At 66.4% G+C, this 14,432-nt stretch carries 15 protein-coding genes; 7 read left to right on the plus strand and 8 right to left on the minus strand.

The window, feature by feature from the left end; genetic code table 11:
- The first annotated feature begins 1 nt into the window (after position 1).
- Positions 2 to 850: an SDR family NAD(P)-dependent oxidoreductase gene (locus G6P88_RS12545; protein ID WP_165323466.1), complete on the plus strand. Its 849-nt coding sequence runs from the start codon at positions 2 to 4 to the stop codon at positions 848 to 850.
- A gap of 26 nt (positions 851 to 876) precedes the next feature.
- Here G6P88_RS12545 and G6P88_RS12550 read toward each other — a convergent pair whose 3' ends face one another.
- Positions 877 to 2,106, minus strand: a complete 1,230-nt coding sequence (locus tag G6P88_RS12550; protein ID WP_165323467.1) for an MFS transporter — start codon at positions 2,104 to 2,106, stop codon at positions 877 to 879.
- 165 nt (positions 2,107 to 2,271) lie between these two features.
- Here G6P88_RS12550 and G6P88_RS12555 point away from each other — a divergent pair, with 165 nt between their 5' ends.
- Positions 2,272 to 3,825 (plus strand): glycosyltransferase family 39 protein, encoded by a 1,554-nt coding sequence (locus tag G6P88_RS12555; protein ID WP_165323468.1) that lies wholly within the window; start codon positions 2,272 to 2,274, stop codon positions 3,823 to 3,825.
- Between the two features lie 48 nt (positions 3,826 to 3,873).
- On the opposite strand, the gene G6P88_RS12560 is transcribed toward G6P88_RS12555, so the two are convergent.
- Positions 3,874 to 5,091, minus strand: coding sequence for an argininosuccinate synthase (locus G6P88_RS12560; protein ID WP_165325166.1), 1,218 nt, complete (start codon positions 5,089 to 5,091; stop codon positions 3,874 to 3,876).
- Positions 5,092 to 5,169: 78 nt separating this feature from the next.
- Between G6P88_RS12560 and G6P88_RS12565 the strand changes: the two genes are divergently transcribed.
- Both G6P88_RS12565 and G6P88_RS12570 read left to right on the plus strand, forming a co-directional pair.
- Positions 5,170 to 5,685 carry an EF-hand domain-containing protein gene (locus tag G6P88_RS12565; RefSeq protein ID WP_226946548.1) on the plus strand — a complete coding sequence of 172 codons (516 nt, stop codon included), beginning with the start codon at positions 5,170 to 5,172 and terminating at the stop codon, positions 5,683 to 5,685.
- A gap of 196 nt (positions 5,686 to 5,881) precedes the next feature.
- Positions 5,882 to 6,511, plus strand: a complete 630-nt coding sequence (locus G6P88_RS12570; RefSeq protein WP_165323469.1) for an EF-hand domain-containing protein — start codon at positions 5,882 to 5,884, stop codon at positions 6,509 to 6,511.
- A 56-nt stretch (positions 6,512 to 6,567) separates the two neighbouring features.
- Here G6P88_RS12570 and G6P88_RS12575 read toward each other — a convergent pair whose 3' ends face one another.
- The 3 genes from G6P88_RS12575 to rlmN form a co-directional block, all read right to left on the minus strand.
- A complete protein-coding gene (locus G6P88_RS12575) occupies positions 6,568 to 7,794 on the minus strand; it encodes an SAM-dependent methyltransferase (protein ID WP_165323470.1) in 1,227 nt (408 codons plus the stop codon).
- Between the two features lie 135 nt (positions 7,795 to 7,929).
- Complete coding sequence (locus G6P88_RS12580) at positions 7,930 to 8,112, minus strand: hypothetical protein (RefSeq protein ID WP_165323471.1); 183 nt, start codon at positions 8,110 to 8,112, stop codon at positions 7,930 to 7,932.
- The gene (rlmN, locus tag G6P88_RS12585; RefSeq protein ID WP_226946549.1) at positions 8,112 to 9,320 is read right to left on the minus strand and encodes a dual-specificity RNA methyltransferase RlmN; all 1,209 of its coding nucleotides are present in this window, start codon (positions 9,318 to 9,320) and stop codon (positions 8,112 to 8,114) included. Before rlmN ends, G6P88_RS12580 begins: the two co-directional genes overlap by 1 nt.
- A 137-nt stretch (positions 9,321 to 9,457) precedes the next feature.
- Here rlmN and G6P88_RS12590 point away from each other — a divergent pair, with 137 nt between their 5' ends.
- From G6P88_RS12590 to G6P88_RS12600, 3 genes are all read left to right on the plus strand, one after another.
- Positions 9,458 to 9,640, plus strand: coding sequence for a hypothetical protein (locus G6P88_RS12590; protein ID WP_165323472.1), 183 nt, complete (start codon positions 9,458 to 9,460; stop codon positions 9,638 to 9,640).
- Positions 9,641 to 9,726: 86 nt separating this feature from the next.
- Positions 9,727 to 10,125, plus strand: a complete 399-nt coding sequence (locus G6P88_RS12595) for a hypothetical protein (RefSeq protein ID WP_165323473.1) — start codon at positions 9,727 to 9,729, stop codon at positions 10,123 to 10,125.
- A 157-nt stretch (positions 10,126 to 10,282) separates the two neighbouring features.
- Positions 10,283 to 11,695: a methyl-accepting chemotaxis protein gene (locus G6P88_RS12600; protein ID WP_165323474.1), complete on the plus strand. Its 1,413-nt coding sequence runs from the start codon at positions 10,283 to 10,285 to the stop codon at positions 11,693 to 11,695.
- An 82-nt stretch (positions 11,696 to 11,777) separates the two neighbouring features.
- Here the strand turns inward: G6P88_RS12600 and G6P88_RS12605 are convergent, their stop codons facing one another.
- The 3 genes from G6P88_RS12605 to G6P88_RS12615 form a co-directional block, all read right to left on the minus strand.
- A complete protein-coding gene (locus tag G6P88_RS12605; protein ID WP_165323475.1) occupies positions 11,778 to 12,323 on the minus strand; it encodes a hypothetical protein in 546 nt (181 codons plus the stop codon).
- 53 nt (positions 12,324 to 12,376) lie between these two features.
- A complete protein-coding gene (locus G6P88_RS12610; RefSeq protein ID WP_226946550.1) occupies positions 12,377 to 13,015 on the minus strand; it encodes a hypothetical protein in 639 nt (212 codons plus the stop codon).
- Between the two features lie 263 nt (positions 13,016 to 13,278).
- Positions 13,279 to 14,277, minus strand: coding sequence for a DUF4272 domain-containing protein (locus G6P88_RS12615; protein WP_165323476.1), 999 nt, complete (start codon positions 14,275 to 14,277; stop codon positions 13,279 to 13,281).
- Positions 14,278 to 14,432 lie beyond the last annotated feature (155 nt).

Below are 14,432 nucleotides of genomic sequence, written 5' to 3' on the forward strand. Positions count from 1 at the left end.
CATGAAGGATTTCAAAGGGCGCGTGGCGGTGATCACTGGAGCGGCCAACGGCATTGGCCGGGCACTGGCCGAACAGCTTGCGGCCGAGGGCGCGCGGCTGGCGATCATGGACATCGAGGCCGACACGCTCGAGGCGCTGCGCGCCGAACTTGCCGGACGCGGCATCGACGTGTTCGCGCGCGCCTTCGATATTGGCGACTGGGATGCCAGCGAGGCCTTTGCCCGGGATGTGCTGAACCATTTCGGCACCGTCAATCTGGTGATCGCCAATGCCGGGGTAACCACGGTCGGCCGCCCCGCCACGACGCTGTCGATCAATGACTGGCGCTGGGTATTGGGCACGAACCTCTACGGCGTGATCCATGCGATCCAGCCTTTCCTGCCGACCCTGATGGGACAGGCCGATTCGCATATCGCGGTCACCGCGTCGGGCGTCTGCTCGTTTACCGGAGTGGCGCTCAACGGCCCCTATTGCGCCAGCAAGGCGGCGGTCATCTCCTATGCCGAGACGCTGTACCGGGAACTGGCGGCGGCGAATCCGCCGGTCGGGGTGACCGCTATCTGTCCCGGAACCACGCTGGCAACCTTCCAGCGCTCCGAGGAGCGGCGGCCGGCCCATCTTCCCGACCTGGCCGAGAGCGACCCGATTCCGCCGGTGTTCCGCGAGATGCTGGCGAAGATCCGCGCCGATGGCCTCACCTCCGAGGAGGTCGCACGCCAGTCGCTCGAAGCGATCCGCGAAAATCGTTTCTACGTCATCACCCATCCGGAAAACGGACATATAGCCGCCGCGCGGGGCAATGACGCCGCGGCGGCGCGCAATCCGTCGATCGGATTGCCGGCGGCCTGAAGGCCGGTTCGGGCGGGGCGTCGCGATCAGGCGACACCCGCCGGGGCCGGGGTCGCCGCCCTCGACCGGAGGCCGGCGACGAGGGCGAGAGCGCAGCCGGCGAGGGTGAGGATGCCCACCCAGGCGATGGCGGTGCGCAGGCCGAACAGGATGATCACCGGACCCAGGATTAGCGGATTGATCGCATCGGCCAGGAACTGGCAGCTGACGACCAGTCCGGCCGCCTGCCCGCGGAGGTCCGGACGTGCCCGCTGGAGCAGCAAATTGCTCTGATAGGGAAAGAGCAGACCGTTGCCGATTCCGAGCAGCGCCAGCCCGATCGCGGCGGTCGCCATGTCGTGCGCCCGCGCGAACAGCAGCAGGCCGCCGCCGATGATCCCCAATATGACGAACGGGAGCATGCCCATGCCGATCAGGCGGCGCGCGACCGGAAAGAGGATCGCGGTGGCGAAGATCAGCGCCTGGTTGATGCCCATCATCTGCGCGCGCCCCTGCGCGCTGTCGACGCCGATCTCGGCCAGCAGGAAGCTCGACTGGGAGTTGGTCGTGAACGCCGTCATGTTGACCAGCACCACGAAGACGAAGACCGGCCAGAGGGCTGCGAGCCCCCGCCAGTCGCGCGCGCCGACGGTCGTCTCCCTTATGGTGGCCGGTGAGGGCGAGGAGCAGGTAGCGACCAGCGCGAACATCAGCCCGCCGATGACGGGAAAGAGAAGGAAGGACGTGCGCCAGCCATAGGCGTCGGCGATCCTGCCCGAGGCGATCATGGCGAGTATCCCCAAAGCTGCGGCTCCCGCCACCGACCAGCCGAGCACGCGCGGGCGCAGCCTTTCGGGTACCCGCTCGCCGACCAGTGCCGTCGAAGCGGCGGCGATGACGGCGGCGACGATGCCGATCAGCAGGCGTGAGCCGATAAGCAGCGGCAGGCTCAGCCCGAATCCCGCCACGCCGATCAGTCCATAAGCGACGAGCCCGCCGAGAAAGACGGTGCGTGGCTGAAAGCGGCGAAAGAGAAACCCTGCCCCGAATCCGCCGAGAACCAGGCCCAGCATCGGCATGGCGATGAGCATCTGCACCGCCACCGCGACGTCGCCCCCGCCCATCTCGCGGGCGATATTGGGCAGCACCGGGATCACCACGGTCAGCATGGCCCCGACGAGGAAGGAGCCCAGGGACAGGATCGCCAGCCCGATGATGGTACGCAGCGACAGCGGTTCGGCCGGTGCCGGCTGTTCGTCGGGCGGAATGGCCACCATCGACACCCCCTCCAATAGTCTGTCGGCCGTCTGGCGCGGCTCGGTAACAGCGATGACATGCGGACCCGGGGCGCACCCGCCCAATATGGGCATTGTTCCGATCTCAGGACGCGAACGGCGTCTGCCACTGGCGCGGGCGGGCATGACTGGCCTATGCGCCGAAGAATGACGCTACCGGCTTTCGCCCGCCTCCTCTTCTGGCCGCTTGTCTCGGCCGCGGTCCTGCTTGCGCTCTGGGCGCGTGGCTGGGGTATCTGGCTCGAGCCGATGTGGCTGGACGAGGCCTATAGCGCCTATGCCGCCGCGCAGGGCTGGGATTTTCTGTGGCACATCGTGCCGCGCTATGAGACGCATCCACCCTTCTATTATTCGCTGCTGCGCGGCTGGACCCTGCTGGCCGGAGAGGGCCTCGTCGCGCACCGACTGCTCGGTCTGGCCTGCGGGATGCTCAGCCTGCCGCTGATCGGTGTGGCCGCCGCCCGTCTGGCGCGGATCGCAGGCGTGGATCGCAGGGTTGTAGTGCTTGCTACACTGCTGGTCGTCGCGGTCTCGCCGGTGGTCGTCGAAATGACCCGCGAGATTCGCCCCTATCCAGCGATGATCCTGACCTATGCCGGGGCCTGCCTCGCCCTGCTCCATGTCGCCGAACGGCGCCAGGCGGGCCGGCCGCTCCTCGGTCGGGCCTATCTGGCCTATCTCGGCTGCACCGCTCTGATCCTGTGGCTGCACAATCTGGGGCCGCTCTACGCAGCCGCCCTCGGCCTCGCCCTGATCTGCGTGATCCGCCTCCGCGCTATGACGAAAGCCGATTGGCTGTGGCTGGCGGCAGGAGGGCTTCTCGTCATCGCCGTCTGGCTCCCGGCGCTGTTCATCCTGCTCGATCAGGCGCCCGAATGGATCAAGGCGACCTGGCTCCACTTCTCGACCCGCGACCTGTGGCGCCGCGCGACGATGCTTTACACGGGACCGCGCGATGACATGCGCGTGGCGGCGGCCATCCTGCTGCTTCTGGGCGCATCGCTCCTGTGGCGTATGCCGCGCGGGCGACCGCTGCTGGCTGCGCTGGCGATCCTTGCCTTCCTGCCGCTGATCCTGTCGCTGCTGATCTCGGCGACGATCACCCCGGTGTTCATCGTTCGGACGATGGCTGCGCTTGCCACCCCGGCGCTCCTGCTGATGGGGCTGGGCATAGGCTGGACCCATGGCAGGTTGGGATGGCTGCTGCCGACCGCCGCGCTGGTCTGGCTGCTGATTGCCCAGTTCGGCATGGTCGCCGTGACGCGCGCGCACCCGCAGCGCGACTGGTACCGTGCCGTCGAATGGCTCCAGCCGCGCTTTTCGGCGGGCGACCGCCTCTTCGCCTATCCGAACGAGGGTGCCCTGCCCTTCGACCGCGCCGTGCTCGACCGGGGGCTAGCGATGCCCAGTCGGCCGATCCCGACCGCCATTCCGACTCTGAACCCGCCGCCGGGCAGCTGGTATGTCAGCGGATCGCGCGGCGTTCCGTCTCTCGACCGAGATCATCTGCGCGCAATCGCGCAGGAGCCGGCGACCCGCGCGGTGCCGACGATCTGGCTGCTCCGTCTGGGCCCCTGGGCCTATGACAAGGGTGACGTCTTCCTGGAGGAATTGTCGCGTGGTCGGGTCGAGGTTGGGCGCTATCGAGAAGGCCCGATCGACATCATCGGGCTGCGCCGGACGGATCTCGCGCCGGAGTAGAATGGACCCAGAGGGTCGGCGGCGCCCGGAAGCGCCGCTCAATGGGTGTCAGCGACCGTCCCGGCGGCCGAGCAGGCGGAGCCTGAGCGCGTTGAGCTTGATGAAGCCGGCGGCATCGCGCTGGTCATAGGCGCCCGCGTCGTCCTCGAAGGTGACGACCTTCTCCGAATAGAGCGTGTTCGGCGACTTGCGGCCGACGACATAGACGCCGCCCTTGTACAGCTTGAGCCGGACCGTCCCGGTCACCTTCTCCTGGCTGTGGTCGATCGCGGCCTGAAGCATCTCGCGCTCGGGCGAGAACCAGAAGCCGTTGTAGATCAGCTCGGCATAGCGCGGCGCCAGCTCGTCCTTGAGATGCGCGGCGCCGCGATCCAGCGTGATCTGCTCGATGCCGCGATGGGCGAGGTGATAGATGGTGCCGCCCGGCGTTTCGTACATACCGCGCGACTTCATGCCGACGAAGCGGTTTTCGACCAGGTCGAGGCGGCCGATGCCATGCTTGCGGCCATAGTCGTTGAGCGTCTCGAGCAGGGTCGCCGGGCTCATGCCGACGCCGTTGATCGCCACGCCGTCGCCACGCTCGAAATCGATCGTGATGAACTCGGGCGCGTCGGGGGCGTCCTCGGGATTGACCGTGCGCGAATAGACATAGTCCGGCACCTCCTCCCACGGATCCTCGAGCACCTTACCCTCGGACGAGGTGTGGAGCATGTTGGCGTCGGTGGAGAAGGGCGACTCGCCGCGCTTGTCCTTGGGCACCGGAATCTGGTGCGCCTCGGCGAAGGCGATCAGCGCGGTTCGGCTGGTCAGGTCCCATTCGCGCCACGGCGCGATCACGCGGATGTCGGGGGCAAGGCCATAGTAGCCGAGCTCGAAGCGGACCTGGTCGTTGCCCTTGCCGGTCGCGCCATGGCTGACCGCGTCGGCGCCGACCTGCCGGGCGATCTCGATCTGGCGCTTGGCGATCAGCGGGCGCGCGATCGAGGTGCCGAGCAGATACAGGCCTTCATACAGGGCGTTGGAGCGCATCATCGGGAAGACATAGTCCCGCACGAATTCCTCGCGCAGGTCGTCGATGAAGATGTGATGATCGGGCACGCCCATCAGCTTGGCCTTCGCGCGCGCCGGCTCGAGCTCTTCGCCCTGGCCGAGATCGGCGGTGAAGGTGACGACCTCGCACTGGTAGGTCTGCTGCAGCCATTTCAGGATGACGCTCGTGTCGAGTCCCCCAGAAAAGGCCAGAACCACCCGCTTCACGTCGCTCATCATCGTCTCCATGCCGCATCAAAGGCGCGGCGCCCTTGCCATGCGGGGCGCTGCCATTCAAGCTGATAGCGTCCTTCCATGGCGGAGCGGTTGCGGGTGTCCACTCTTCGGTTGCGGTTGTCGGTACTGGCGGGAGCGCTGGTCGCGATGACCCCGTCCCAGGCGCAGCAGTTGCCGATGACGCGCGAGGGGCTCGACAGCGCCGTCGGGCAATATTTCGCCGGTGCCGACCGGAACGGCGATGGTCGGCTCGACCGGATCGAGACGGCCGATGCGCTCGGGCTTGCCCGAGGGCTGCTAACCGCCCGCCGCGATCCCGAGCCTTTCATGATGGAGGAGGCGTCCGACGGACGCGTGCGGCTGTCTCTCAACGCCAACGGGCCGCTCAGCCAGGGTGGAATAGCCGATATCGTCTATCGCGCCGCCGATCGAGACGGGGACGGCGCCTTGTCCTTGGCCGAGGTGCGCGCGGTCGCCCGTGCCCGCTTCGACTCGGTCGATCGCGACCATGACGGCATACTCGACGAAAAGGAGCGCGCCGCGGCAGAAGAGCAAATGGGCCTCGCCCAGTGGCTATTGGGCAGGTTTTCCTGAACAGATGTTCAGACAAGCGCCGTCGAACATGCGAATATTTCAACGACGACATTTGTATTTCAGCCAAGAACTATGGCTGCAAGTTTCGCCCTCCAGAAGGCATCACAGGACGGACCGGCATCTCCCCCCTGTTCATGCCGGTTCGTCTGCCCTTTTCCCGTCTTCGGACGTTTGGATCGCAGGAAGGATGCAGGACATGACCAGGACAAGATTGATCGGCGCTACGGCGCTTGCTTCCATGCTCGTGGCGGGGGTGGCGGTTGCCGCCCCCGGCCGCGACGGGCCGCCACCGCCCCCCACCACCCGCGCAGAAGCGCAGACGCGCGTCGCCGAAATGTTCAAGCGCCTCGACAGCAATGGCGATGGCTTCGTCACCAAGGCGGAGATGGACGCCGCCCGGACCAAGATGCGCGAAGCGTTCGCCGAGCGTCGCGAGGAGCGGCGTGGTGAAAAGTTCGCCAAGCTCGACAAGGACGGCAATGGCGCTGTGTCCAAGGATGAGTTCCTGACACCCCCGCCCCCGCCGCCCGGTGAGGGCGATGGTCCGCGTGGCCGCCACAAGGGCATGAAGCGCCATCCTGGCGGCATGATGATGGGCGGCGGCGGACTCTGGTTCGGTCGTGCCGACGCCAACAAGGACGGCAAGATCAGTCTCGCCGAGGCCCAGTCGTCGGCGCTCGCGATGTTCGACAAGGTCGACGCCAATCGCGATGGGACGATCAGCCCCGACGAGCAGCGCGCCGCGCGCGACGCGATGCGCGCCGAATGGAAGGCCAAGCGCGGTGATCGCGGCCCGGATGCTCCGCCCCCGCCCCCGCGCGGCTGAGCCTGTCATGCCGTGAAGAAGAAGGGTCCGTGCTCCGGCGCGGACCCTTTTTCGCGTCAGCGCGGCAGGCGGCGCTCGGTGTCGATCATATAGTCGCGCGTGATCGGCAATGTCCGCCGGTTGCGGACATATTGGATCTGATAGTTGCACAGATTGCCATGGTAGAAGGCGGCACGCGCACCGGCGAGGTAGAAGGTCCACATGCGATAGAAGCGCTCGTCGTACAGCGCCACGATCGCGTCGCGGGCGGCGACCGTGCGGTCGTACCAGCGGTCGAGCGTCATGCCGTAATGAAGACGAAGCGTCTCGACGTCGCTCACGATCATGCGGGCGGGTTCGCTCGCCGCGACGATTTCCGACAGCGCCGGGTTATAGCCGCCGGGGAAGATATATTTGAGGGTGAAGGCATCGGTCTTGCCGGGCACGCCCAGTCGCCCGATCGTGTGGAGCAGCATCACCCCATCCTCGGTCAGCAGGTCGCGGCATTTGGCGAAGAAGGTCTCATATTGCGGCACGCCGACATGTTCGAACATGCCGACCGACACGATCCGGTCGAACTTCCCCTCCAGCGCACGATAATCGATCAGCTCGAACTTCACCCGGTCGGAGACGCCGGCCTCCGCCGCGCGGCGCCGCGCGACCTTCAGCTGTTCCTCGGACAGGGTGATACCGAGCACGTCCACGCCGGCCGCACGGTTCAGGTAGAGCGCCATGCCGCCCCAGCCGCAGCCGATGTCCAGCACCCGCTGACCGGGGCTCAGGTGGAGCTTGGCGGCGATATGGGCCTTCTTGTCGGCCTGCGCGGTGTCGAGGTCGACGTCGGGGCCGGTGAAATAGGCGCAGCTATATTGGCGGTCGGCGTCGAGGAAGAGATCGTAAAGCCGGTCGTTGAGGTCATAATGATGGGCGACGTTCGACTTGGACCGGGTCGCCCAGTTGACGCTCTGGATCGCCGCGCGCAGCCGGTCGCGGACGAGATGGCGGAACGTACCGCGCAGCGTGATCCGGCCCTCCTCCCACCGACCATTCACACGCACGAGGTCGACCAGATCGCGGATGTCGCCCTGCTCGATCACGAGCCGCCCTTCCATGAAGGCTTCGGCGGCATGGAGATGGGGATTTCGGGCGATGAAGGCGGGCACGCCCCGGTCGATGAAACGGATCGTCACCGGCTTGATCGCTGGATCGGGGGTTCCGTAATGCCGGGCTTCCCCGTCAGCGAGGATGATCGTCATCTCCCCGCGCTTGAACAGATGGCCGGCAAAACGATCGAACAGGGACATGGGTCAGGGCCTCCAGCCGCGCCATAAAACCGTCCTGCGGCCTCGGGTGCAAGAGGCCGGCTGGTTAAAATAGCGTAATAAAGCGGCGGAATATCCGGGGCTTGGTTGCGTAGCCTTGCTCGCCGGCCAGATCGTTCAGCGCAGTTTGGCGATCGACAATCCGTCCGCCTTCGCGCGGTCCTTGGTCGATTCCTCGGACCGCTTGAGCGCCTTGGCTATGGCCTTCAGCGCCATGCCTTTCTTGGCCAGGGTGTGGAGCTTCTGGACCTCGTCGGTGGTCCAGGGCTGGCGATGCCGTTCGAAGCGGTCGCCAGACATCAGCCCAGTGCCGCCTGCTTCTCGGCCGCCAGGCGGTCGAGCTCGGCCCGGCTCTTCTTCTCCGACGCCGATTTGAGCTGCCCGCAGGCCGCCATGATGTCGCGGCCGCGCGGGGTGCGGACCGGCGCCGAGATGCCGGCCTTGAAGATGATATCGGAAAAGCGTGCGATCCGCTCGGGCTCCGAGCAGTCATAGGCGGCGCCGGGCCACGGATTGAACGGGATCAGGTTGACCTTGGCCGGCAGCTTATACTTGCGGATCAGGCGGACCAGCTCATGTGCGTCCTCGTCGCGGTCGTTCTTGTCCTTGAGCATCACATATTCAAAGGTGATGCGGCGCGCATTGTTGGCGCCCGGATAGTCGGCACAGGCCTGCAGCAGTTCCTCGATGCCATATTTGCGGTTGAGCGGGACGATCTCGTCGCGCACCTCCTTGGTGATCGCGTGCAGCGACACGGCGAGATTCACCCCGATCTCCTCGCCCGCGCGCGCCATCATCGGGACGACGCCGGCGGTCGACAGGGTGATGCGCCGCTTCGACAGCGCCAGCCCGTCGCCGTCCATCACCAGCTTCAGCGCGTCGCGGACATTGTCGAAATTGTAGAGCGGTTCGCCCATGCCCATCATGACGATGTTGGTGAGCATCCGGCCCTCGGGCTGCGACGGCCATTCGCCGAGTGCATCGCGCGCGAGCATCACCTGTCCCACGATCTCGCCGGGGGTCAGGTTGCGGACCAGACGCATCGTCCCGGTGTGACAGAAGCGGCAGTTGAGCGTGCAGCCCACCTGGCTCGACACGCACAGCGTGCCGCGATCGGCATCGGGGATGAACACCATCTCGTAATCCTGGCCGTCGTCCGAGCGGAGCAGCCATTTGCGCGTGCCGTCGGTGGAGACCTGCGCTTCCACCACGCCGGGGCGCGAGACGACGAAGCGCTGTTCGAGCCAGACGCGCATGTCCTTGGCGATGTCGGTCATTACCGCGAAGTCGGTGGCGCCACGATTGTAGATCCAGTGCCACAGCTGCTTCGCACGCAGCTTGGCCTGGCGCGGCTCTAGCTGGGCGGTCTCGAGCGCCATGCGCAAATCGTCGCGCGACAGGCCGAGCAGGTCGATGCGGCCGTCGCTGCGCGGCTTCAGATCGCGCGGAACGGGCACAGGATCGATGTGGCCGGGAATCGGCATGGCGACGGGCTGGGGGTGATTCATGCGCAGCACATAGGCGATTCGTGGGCATTTTGCCACTCTACCCGCCGGTCGGCTCCGGTCGGGCACGGGGTGGGGCGTAGGAACAATACTAATCGCCCACGCGGCGGCGGATCCGCATCCTGCGGCCAGGACACAGCATGAATCGAATCGACGTCATCGCCTTCTTCAACCTGCGCCGCGCCGAAGAGGAGCGGCTGAAGGCCGCGCGCGCTCCGTCATCGCGGGCGCGGGAAGCGCATCTCGAAATGGCCCGGATGTTCGAAACCCGGGCGCAGCAGGCACGCGAGGAGGATGAGGCTGCGGACGTTCGTCCCGGCTGACCCCCTGGCACGCGCATTTTGCTTCCGCGCCGCCGCGCAGCCTGTATAGCGGCGCGTCGGAAGCCGGCCCGCTACGGAGAGACGATGTGACCAGATCAGCCGCCGAGGTTATGCACGACGTGATCGTCGCCGCCGTGATCGACGGGCTCGGCGCCCTGCGCACCGCATCCAAGGGCGTGCCCAATGCCTTGCTGCGCGATTTGGCTGCGATCCATCCCAACACCACCTTCCAGGATCTGCCGGCCGACCTGCAGGCGTCGATCCAGACGAGCGTGCGGGCGGCCTTCACCAAGCTGCAGTCGGAGGGCTATACCGTGCTCAATCCGAAGGTCGCCGGCGTCACCCCCCGGCCGCCCCGCCCGCAGGTGGCCCCCACGCCCGGCCGCGGACCCGGCGGCCCTGGCCGCCCTGCCGGCGGGCGCGACCAGCAGCGCCGTCCCCGTCCCGATCGCCCCGGCTCCGGCAAGCGCCCGCCGCAACGCTGACGGCGGCCGTCCTTACGACGGACGTGGCGTCGATCCTCTAGATCAACCTGTACCAAGGTACATGAAGTTTCCGCTGTGTTGCTGTAATGTGATTCATGCTTCGCGAACGATGTCTGAAATATAACGCCTGTCGGGAAAAGTTCAGGTGGGGATTGCGATGCTGTGGTTCGAAAAGCATCTGCCGGTCAGACGTAAATTATCGGTTGCCTTCTCCAGCGTGATCGCGGTTCAGGGGGCTCCGACGCTTCTCGCCGCGACGATGTTGTGGGAGAGCCCGCTTCTTGGCATTCCGCATGGCGTTACCGGCCTCGCCCTGGCAGGAACTGCGGCTGCGGCGGTGCTTGCCACGCTGTTCCGGAAGGCCACGGCGGATCCGTATGTCGCGACGGTCGAACGGATGGAGGCTCTGGCGGATGGCGACCTCGATACGCCGGTCGACTATGTCGACTATGAGGATTGCGTGGGTCGCATGGCGCGCGCGATGTTCAAGTTCAAGGAGGCGGCGATCGCCCGCATCCGGGCCGAGGCCGAACTGCGCGAGTCGATGCAGCAGCATGACGTCGTCGACTCGCTTAGCGCCGGCCTTCGCCAGCTTGCAGCCGGCGATTTCAGCCATCGCCTGTCGAAGCCCTTCCCGGCCGAATATGAGGCGGTGCGGATAAACTTCAATGAAGCCGGCGACGCGCTGCAGGCGGCGATCGGCGAGGTCAATCAATCGGCCCAGCGCATCCGCACCGGATCGGCCGAGATCAGCCAGGCGTCCGACGATCTGGCGCGCCGCACCGAAGGCCAGGCGAGTTCGATCGAAGCCACCGCGCTGACCATGGAGCAGCTTTCGACCGTGGTACGGAGCGCCGCCAAGAGCGCGGCGGAGGCCGAACGGATCAGCGACACGGCGCGTGCCAGCGCCGAAAGCGGCAGCGACGTCGTTCGCGATGCCGTCCGCGCGATGAGCGCGATCGAGAAGTCCAGTTCGGAGATCGCGCAGATTGTCTCGGTGATCGACGGCATCGCCTTCCAGACCAATTTGCTTGCACTCAATGCAGGTGTCGAGGCGGCGCGGGCAGGCGACTCGGGCAAGGGATTCGCCGTCGTGGCGAACGAGGTCCGGGCGCTGGCCCAGCGCTCCGCCGATTCCGCAAGCGAGATCAAGTCGCTGATCGAGAAGAGCGCACAGCAGGTCAAACAGGGCGTGGAGCTGGTCAGCCGCTCGGGCAGGGCTTTCGACACGATCCTCGAAGGCATTGGCACCACTTCGGCGCTGGTGCGCGATATCGCCTGCTCCGCGACCGAGCAGGCCGAGGGAATCAGCAAGGCGAATGTCGCCGTGGCCGAAATCGAAAAGTCGACGCAGCAAAATGCGGCGATGGTCGAGCAGGCCAGCGCGGCTGCCCGCAGCCTGTCGTCGGAAGCCGATACGCTGGGCCAGATGGTGCAGCGTTTCGGCTTCGCCGACCAGCCGGCATCCATCGCCGCGCCGGTGCGCCGCGCTCCCTCGCCCGCGCCGCGCTTTCACGGAAATGCCGCGCTGAAGGCGATGCCCGATGCGGATGCCTGGCAGGAGTTCTGAGGTCATCGCTGTCGCCTCTTGACCGGGGCGGCATGACGATGCGGGTAGGCGGGGTCGACCGGCAACCCCGCTGCTCTTCCCTTCAGCCGTCCATGCCGGCCCGTCGCTCGCGCCAGGCAAGGCGGCCCAGGCTCAGCAGCACCAGGCCCGACAGGGCTGCGACGCTATAGGCATTGAGGCGGAAGAAAGCGGCATATTGGCCGGCGTCGAAGCGCCCGAGCGCAGCGCCATAATGGTCGTGGAGCAAGAACGCGCCTGCCGCCGCCGACCAGAGTCCTGCCGTCCAGCGCCACTCGCTCCGGCGGAAGGCGAGCAGGGCGATCAGCGCGCAGGCAATGAGGAAGAGTTCGACGCCCGATGCGGTTCCGAAAGCTTTCGCGCTCACGATGCCATTGCCGATTCCAGCCAGCGGCAGCAGCGCACGTCCGGCTGCCCCATTGCGCCGCGCGACCGCGGGCACTGCGAGGAAGAAAGGCGTCGACAGGAAGGTCCAGGCGGACACCCACCAGTCGCCGCCCACAGCCCAGAGCAGATAGAGCGGATATATGGGCTGGTTCGAGGCCACGGCCAGCGCGATCCAGTTGCACGATTCGGCGCGGGGATCAGTGTGCTCCGCATAGCGACGCAAGCGGCCGAGAGGCCCTGTGGATCCGGACTGTCGGACTTTCCCGGACGGATCGTTCACCGCTCGCCGATCAGGTCGGGAAAGCCATAGCTCTGCGCCACCAGCATTGTGTGGGTGCCAGCGACATGCGGCGCGACCTGTACGACTTCCCGGGTGTAGCGCAGCAGGTTGTAGGGGTTGCGATATTGCGCGGAGATCAGGATATCGAAGGCGTTGGAGCCATGGATGATGCTGGCATTGACCAGCAGCAGCGGCAGCTTGCCGTCGTCGAGATTGGCCGAGATCCAGCCGCGCGACCGCCGGACGATCTCGCGCACGATCGCCTCCTGGCTCGGCTCCTCCCCCTCGCGCCGGGCCTCCCAGGCGAGCCGCTCCTCGCGCAGCGAGCCGAGATCGACCGACACCGCGATCATCCCCTGTTCGGGCAGCTGCACCTTGTCGGCATGGCCGCGCGGCCAGAGCAGTTCGCCGACCGTCCCGTCGCTGACCATCCGGGTCAGCGTCCGCGCGGCGGCCTGGCGCTCATGTTCGCTCAGCGTCTCGCCTTCGCCCCGTCCATGGGCTGCCGCCAGCGCCGCGCTGTCGAGCAGCCCCTGCCGGTCGTGCAGACGCGGGAACTCGGCCGCTATTGCGCGCAGGATCCGCTCCGAAGCTGCCGCCGGGCGCTCTTTGCCTGATTCGCCATCACTCTTCATGCGCCCCCCAGAGACATGCAATTTTGGAACCTGCCAATCGAAAAGGATAGCGAAGCCTCTTCCGCTTCCGACTGTATGATGTAGGCAGTACAGTTAGCTCATGAGCCTGTCCACCGTGCCCCTCAGGCGGGGAAGGGGCGGGTCGGTCATCGACCGAAGGCAGCCTGTTCAATCGATCGACTTTGCCGCGGGCCAAAGGGCCACCCAGCGTCACAACTTCGGTTTCCTCGCGCGCGAGCTTGGCGCCATCCCGCAATAGCCGTTCAACTCCAGTCGATACGATCGGGATTGATGATCCATTGCAGGGCGATGAAGCGGCCTTCGGCGACATAAGCGATCAGGGCCTGCCCTTCATCCTCTTCATTCTGCGCCAGCATGCGGTCGGCAGCGCGCATGAGCGCGGTTTGCCGCTCGGCGAGCGCCGCGATCTCCTTGGCCGGGCGCAGCGTCGATGCGCGAATCTCTTCTGCGCTCCGATTTCCACCCGGGGGCATCATCGAGACGATCGCCGGGAGATCGGCTTCGATCTCGGTGGGCTCTTGCGACACCGGCAGGTCGTAGAGGCCGAGCGCCCAGAGAAGTGCGGCCAGACGTTCGATTTCGATCGCTGAACGATAACGCTGCTCGTCCGGCAGAGTGTCGACAATGAACAGATCGGATTCTGACGGTGTCAAGTCCGCCAGTTGTTCTTCGACGAGCCAGTCGAGCAGGGGGTCGCGGTCGGCGCCATGGACCGCCAGCACCACCGCCGACAGGACGAGCGCCCGCGTCACTACCTCCCCCTGGGAGCGGACCGCGATGCCGCCGTCACCGCGCAGCAGGCGTCGGCCCTGCGCCCGGACCATCAGTTCAAAGGCGGCGGCAGCGAGCGCATCCATCGTCTCCGCCGCACGCGCGGCCAGCGCGTCGTCATCGTCTGCCTCGAACAGGTCATCGGCAAAGGCAAGGATGCGCGCGCGCGTATCTTCGAAGGACCGGGCGGGACCGGGCGTAAGCATCACCTCGGCCGGCGCATCATCGTCTTTCGCTCGGCCGAACTGCCACCATTTGCGTGCTGCAGGAGCCCTTTCGGCGACCCCCGCCACGGTCCAGCTGCGCCCGGCGGCATCCACGATCTCGAGCCCGAGATGGCGACCGCGTTCCGACAGCCAGCCCGTCTTGCCGCGGAGCAAACCGATGGCTTGAAACGGCATCGGATCCCCATCGACAGGGAAGCCCAGCACCGGGAAGCGGATGTCCGCATCCATCAACCCTACCGTCATAGTAGCCCTCCGAATCGGAACATATTAAGAACGATAACCCAATCCACAATGACTGGCCATGAGGCATCACCTTGGCATCTGCTTCGCCGAAAGCGCGCAGGATGACACGAAAATGACCGTCCCTTTGCGCCACCATTGCCCCTCCGCTTCCGTCC

The sequence above is a fragment of the Rhizorhabdus phycosphaerae genome (assembly GCF_011044255.1).
Lineage (GTDB): Bacteria > Pseudomonadota > Alphaproteobacteria > Sphingomonadales > Sphingomonadaceae > Rhizorhabdus > Rhizorhabdus phycosphaerae.

Coding starts and splice junctions, on each gene's coding strand:
- G6P88_RS12545 (WP_165323466.1), top strand. CDS start 2: ATGAAGGATTTCAAAGGGCGCGTGGCGGTGATCACTGGAGCGGCCAAC.
- G6P88_RS12550 (WP_165323467.1), bottom strand. CDS start 2,106: ATGGTGGCCATTCCGCCCGACGAACAGCCGGCACCGGCCGAACCGCTG.
- G6P88_RS12555 (WP_165323468.1), top strand. CDS start 2,272: ATGACGCTACCGGCTTTCGCCCGCCTCCTCTTCTGGCCGCTTGTCTCG.
- G6P88_RS12560 (WP_165325166.1), bottom strand. CDS start 5,091: ATGAGCGACGTGAAGCGGGTGGTTCTGGCCTTTTCTGGGGGACTCGAC.
- G6P88_RS12565 (WP_226946548.1), top strand. CDS start 5,170: ATGGCGGAGCGGTTGCGGGTGTCCACTCTTCGGTTGCGGTTGTCGGTA.
- G6P88_RS12570 (WP_165323469.1), top strand. CDS start 5,882: ATGACCAGGACAAGATTGATCGGCGCTACGGCGCTTGCTTCCATGCTC.
- G6P88_RS12575 (WP_165323470.1), bottom strand. CDS start 7,794: ATGTCCCTGTTCGATCGTTTTGCCGGCCATCTGTTCAAGCGCGGGGAG.
- G6P88_RS12580 (WP_165323471.1), bottom strand. CDS start 8,112: ATGTCTGGCGACCGCTTCGAACGGCATCGCCAGCCCTGGACCACCGAC.
- rlmN (WP_226946549.1), bottom strand. CDS start 9,320: ATGAATCACCCCCAGCCCGTCGCCATGCCGATTCCCGGCCACATCGAT.
- G6P88_RS12590 (WP_165323472.1), top strand. CDS start 9,458: ATGAATCGAATCGACGTCATCGCCTTCTTCAACCTGCGCCGCGCCGAA.
- G6P88_RS12600 (WP_165323474.1), top strand. CDS start 10,283: ATGCTGTGGTTCGAAAAGCATCTGCCGGTCAGACGTAAATTATCGGTT.
- G6P88_RS12610 (WP_226946550.1), bottom strand. CDS start 13,015: ATGAAGAGTGATGGCGAATCAGGCAAAGAGCGCCCGGCGGCAGCTTCG.
- G6P88_RS12615 (WP_165323476.1), bottom strand. CDS start 14,277: ATGACGGTAGGGTTGATGGATGCGGACATCCGCTTCCCGGTGCTGGGC.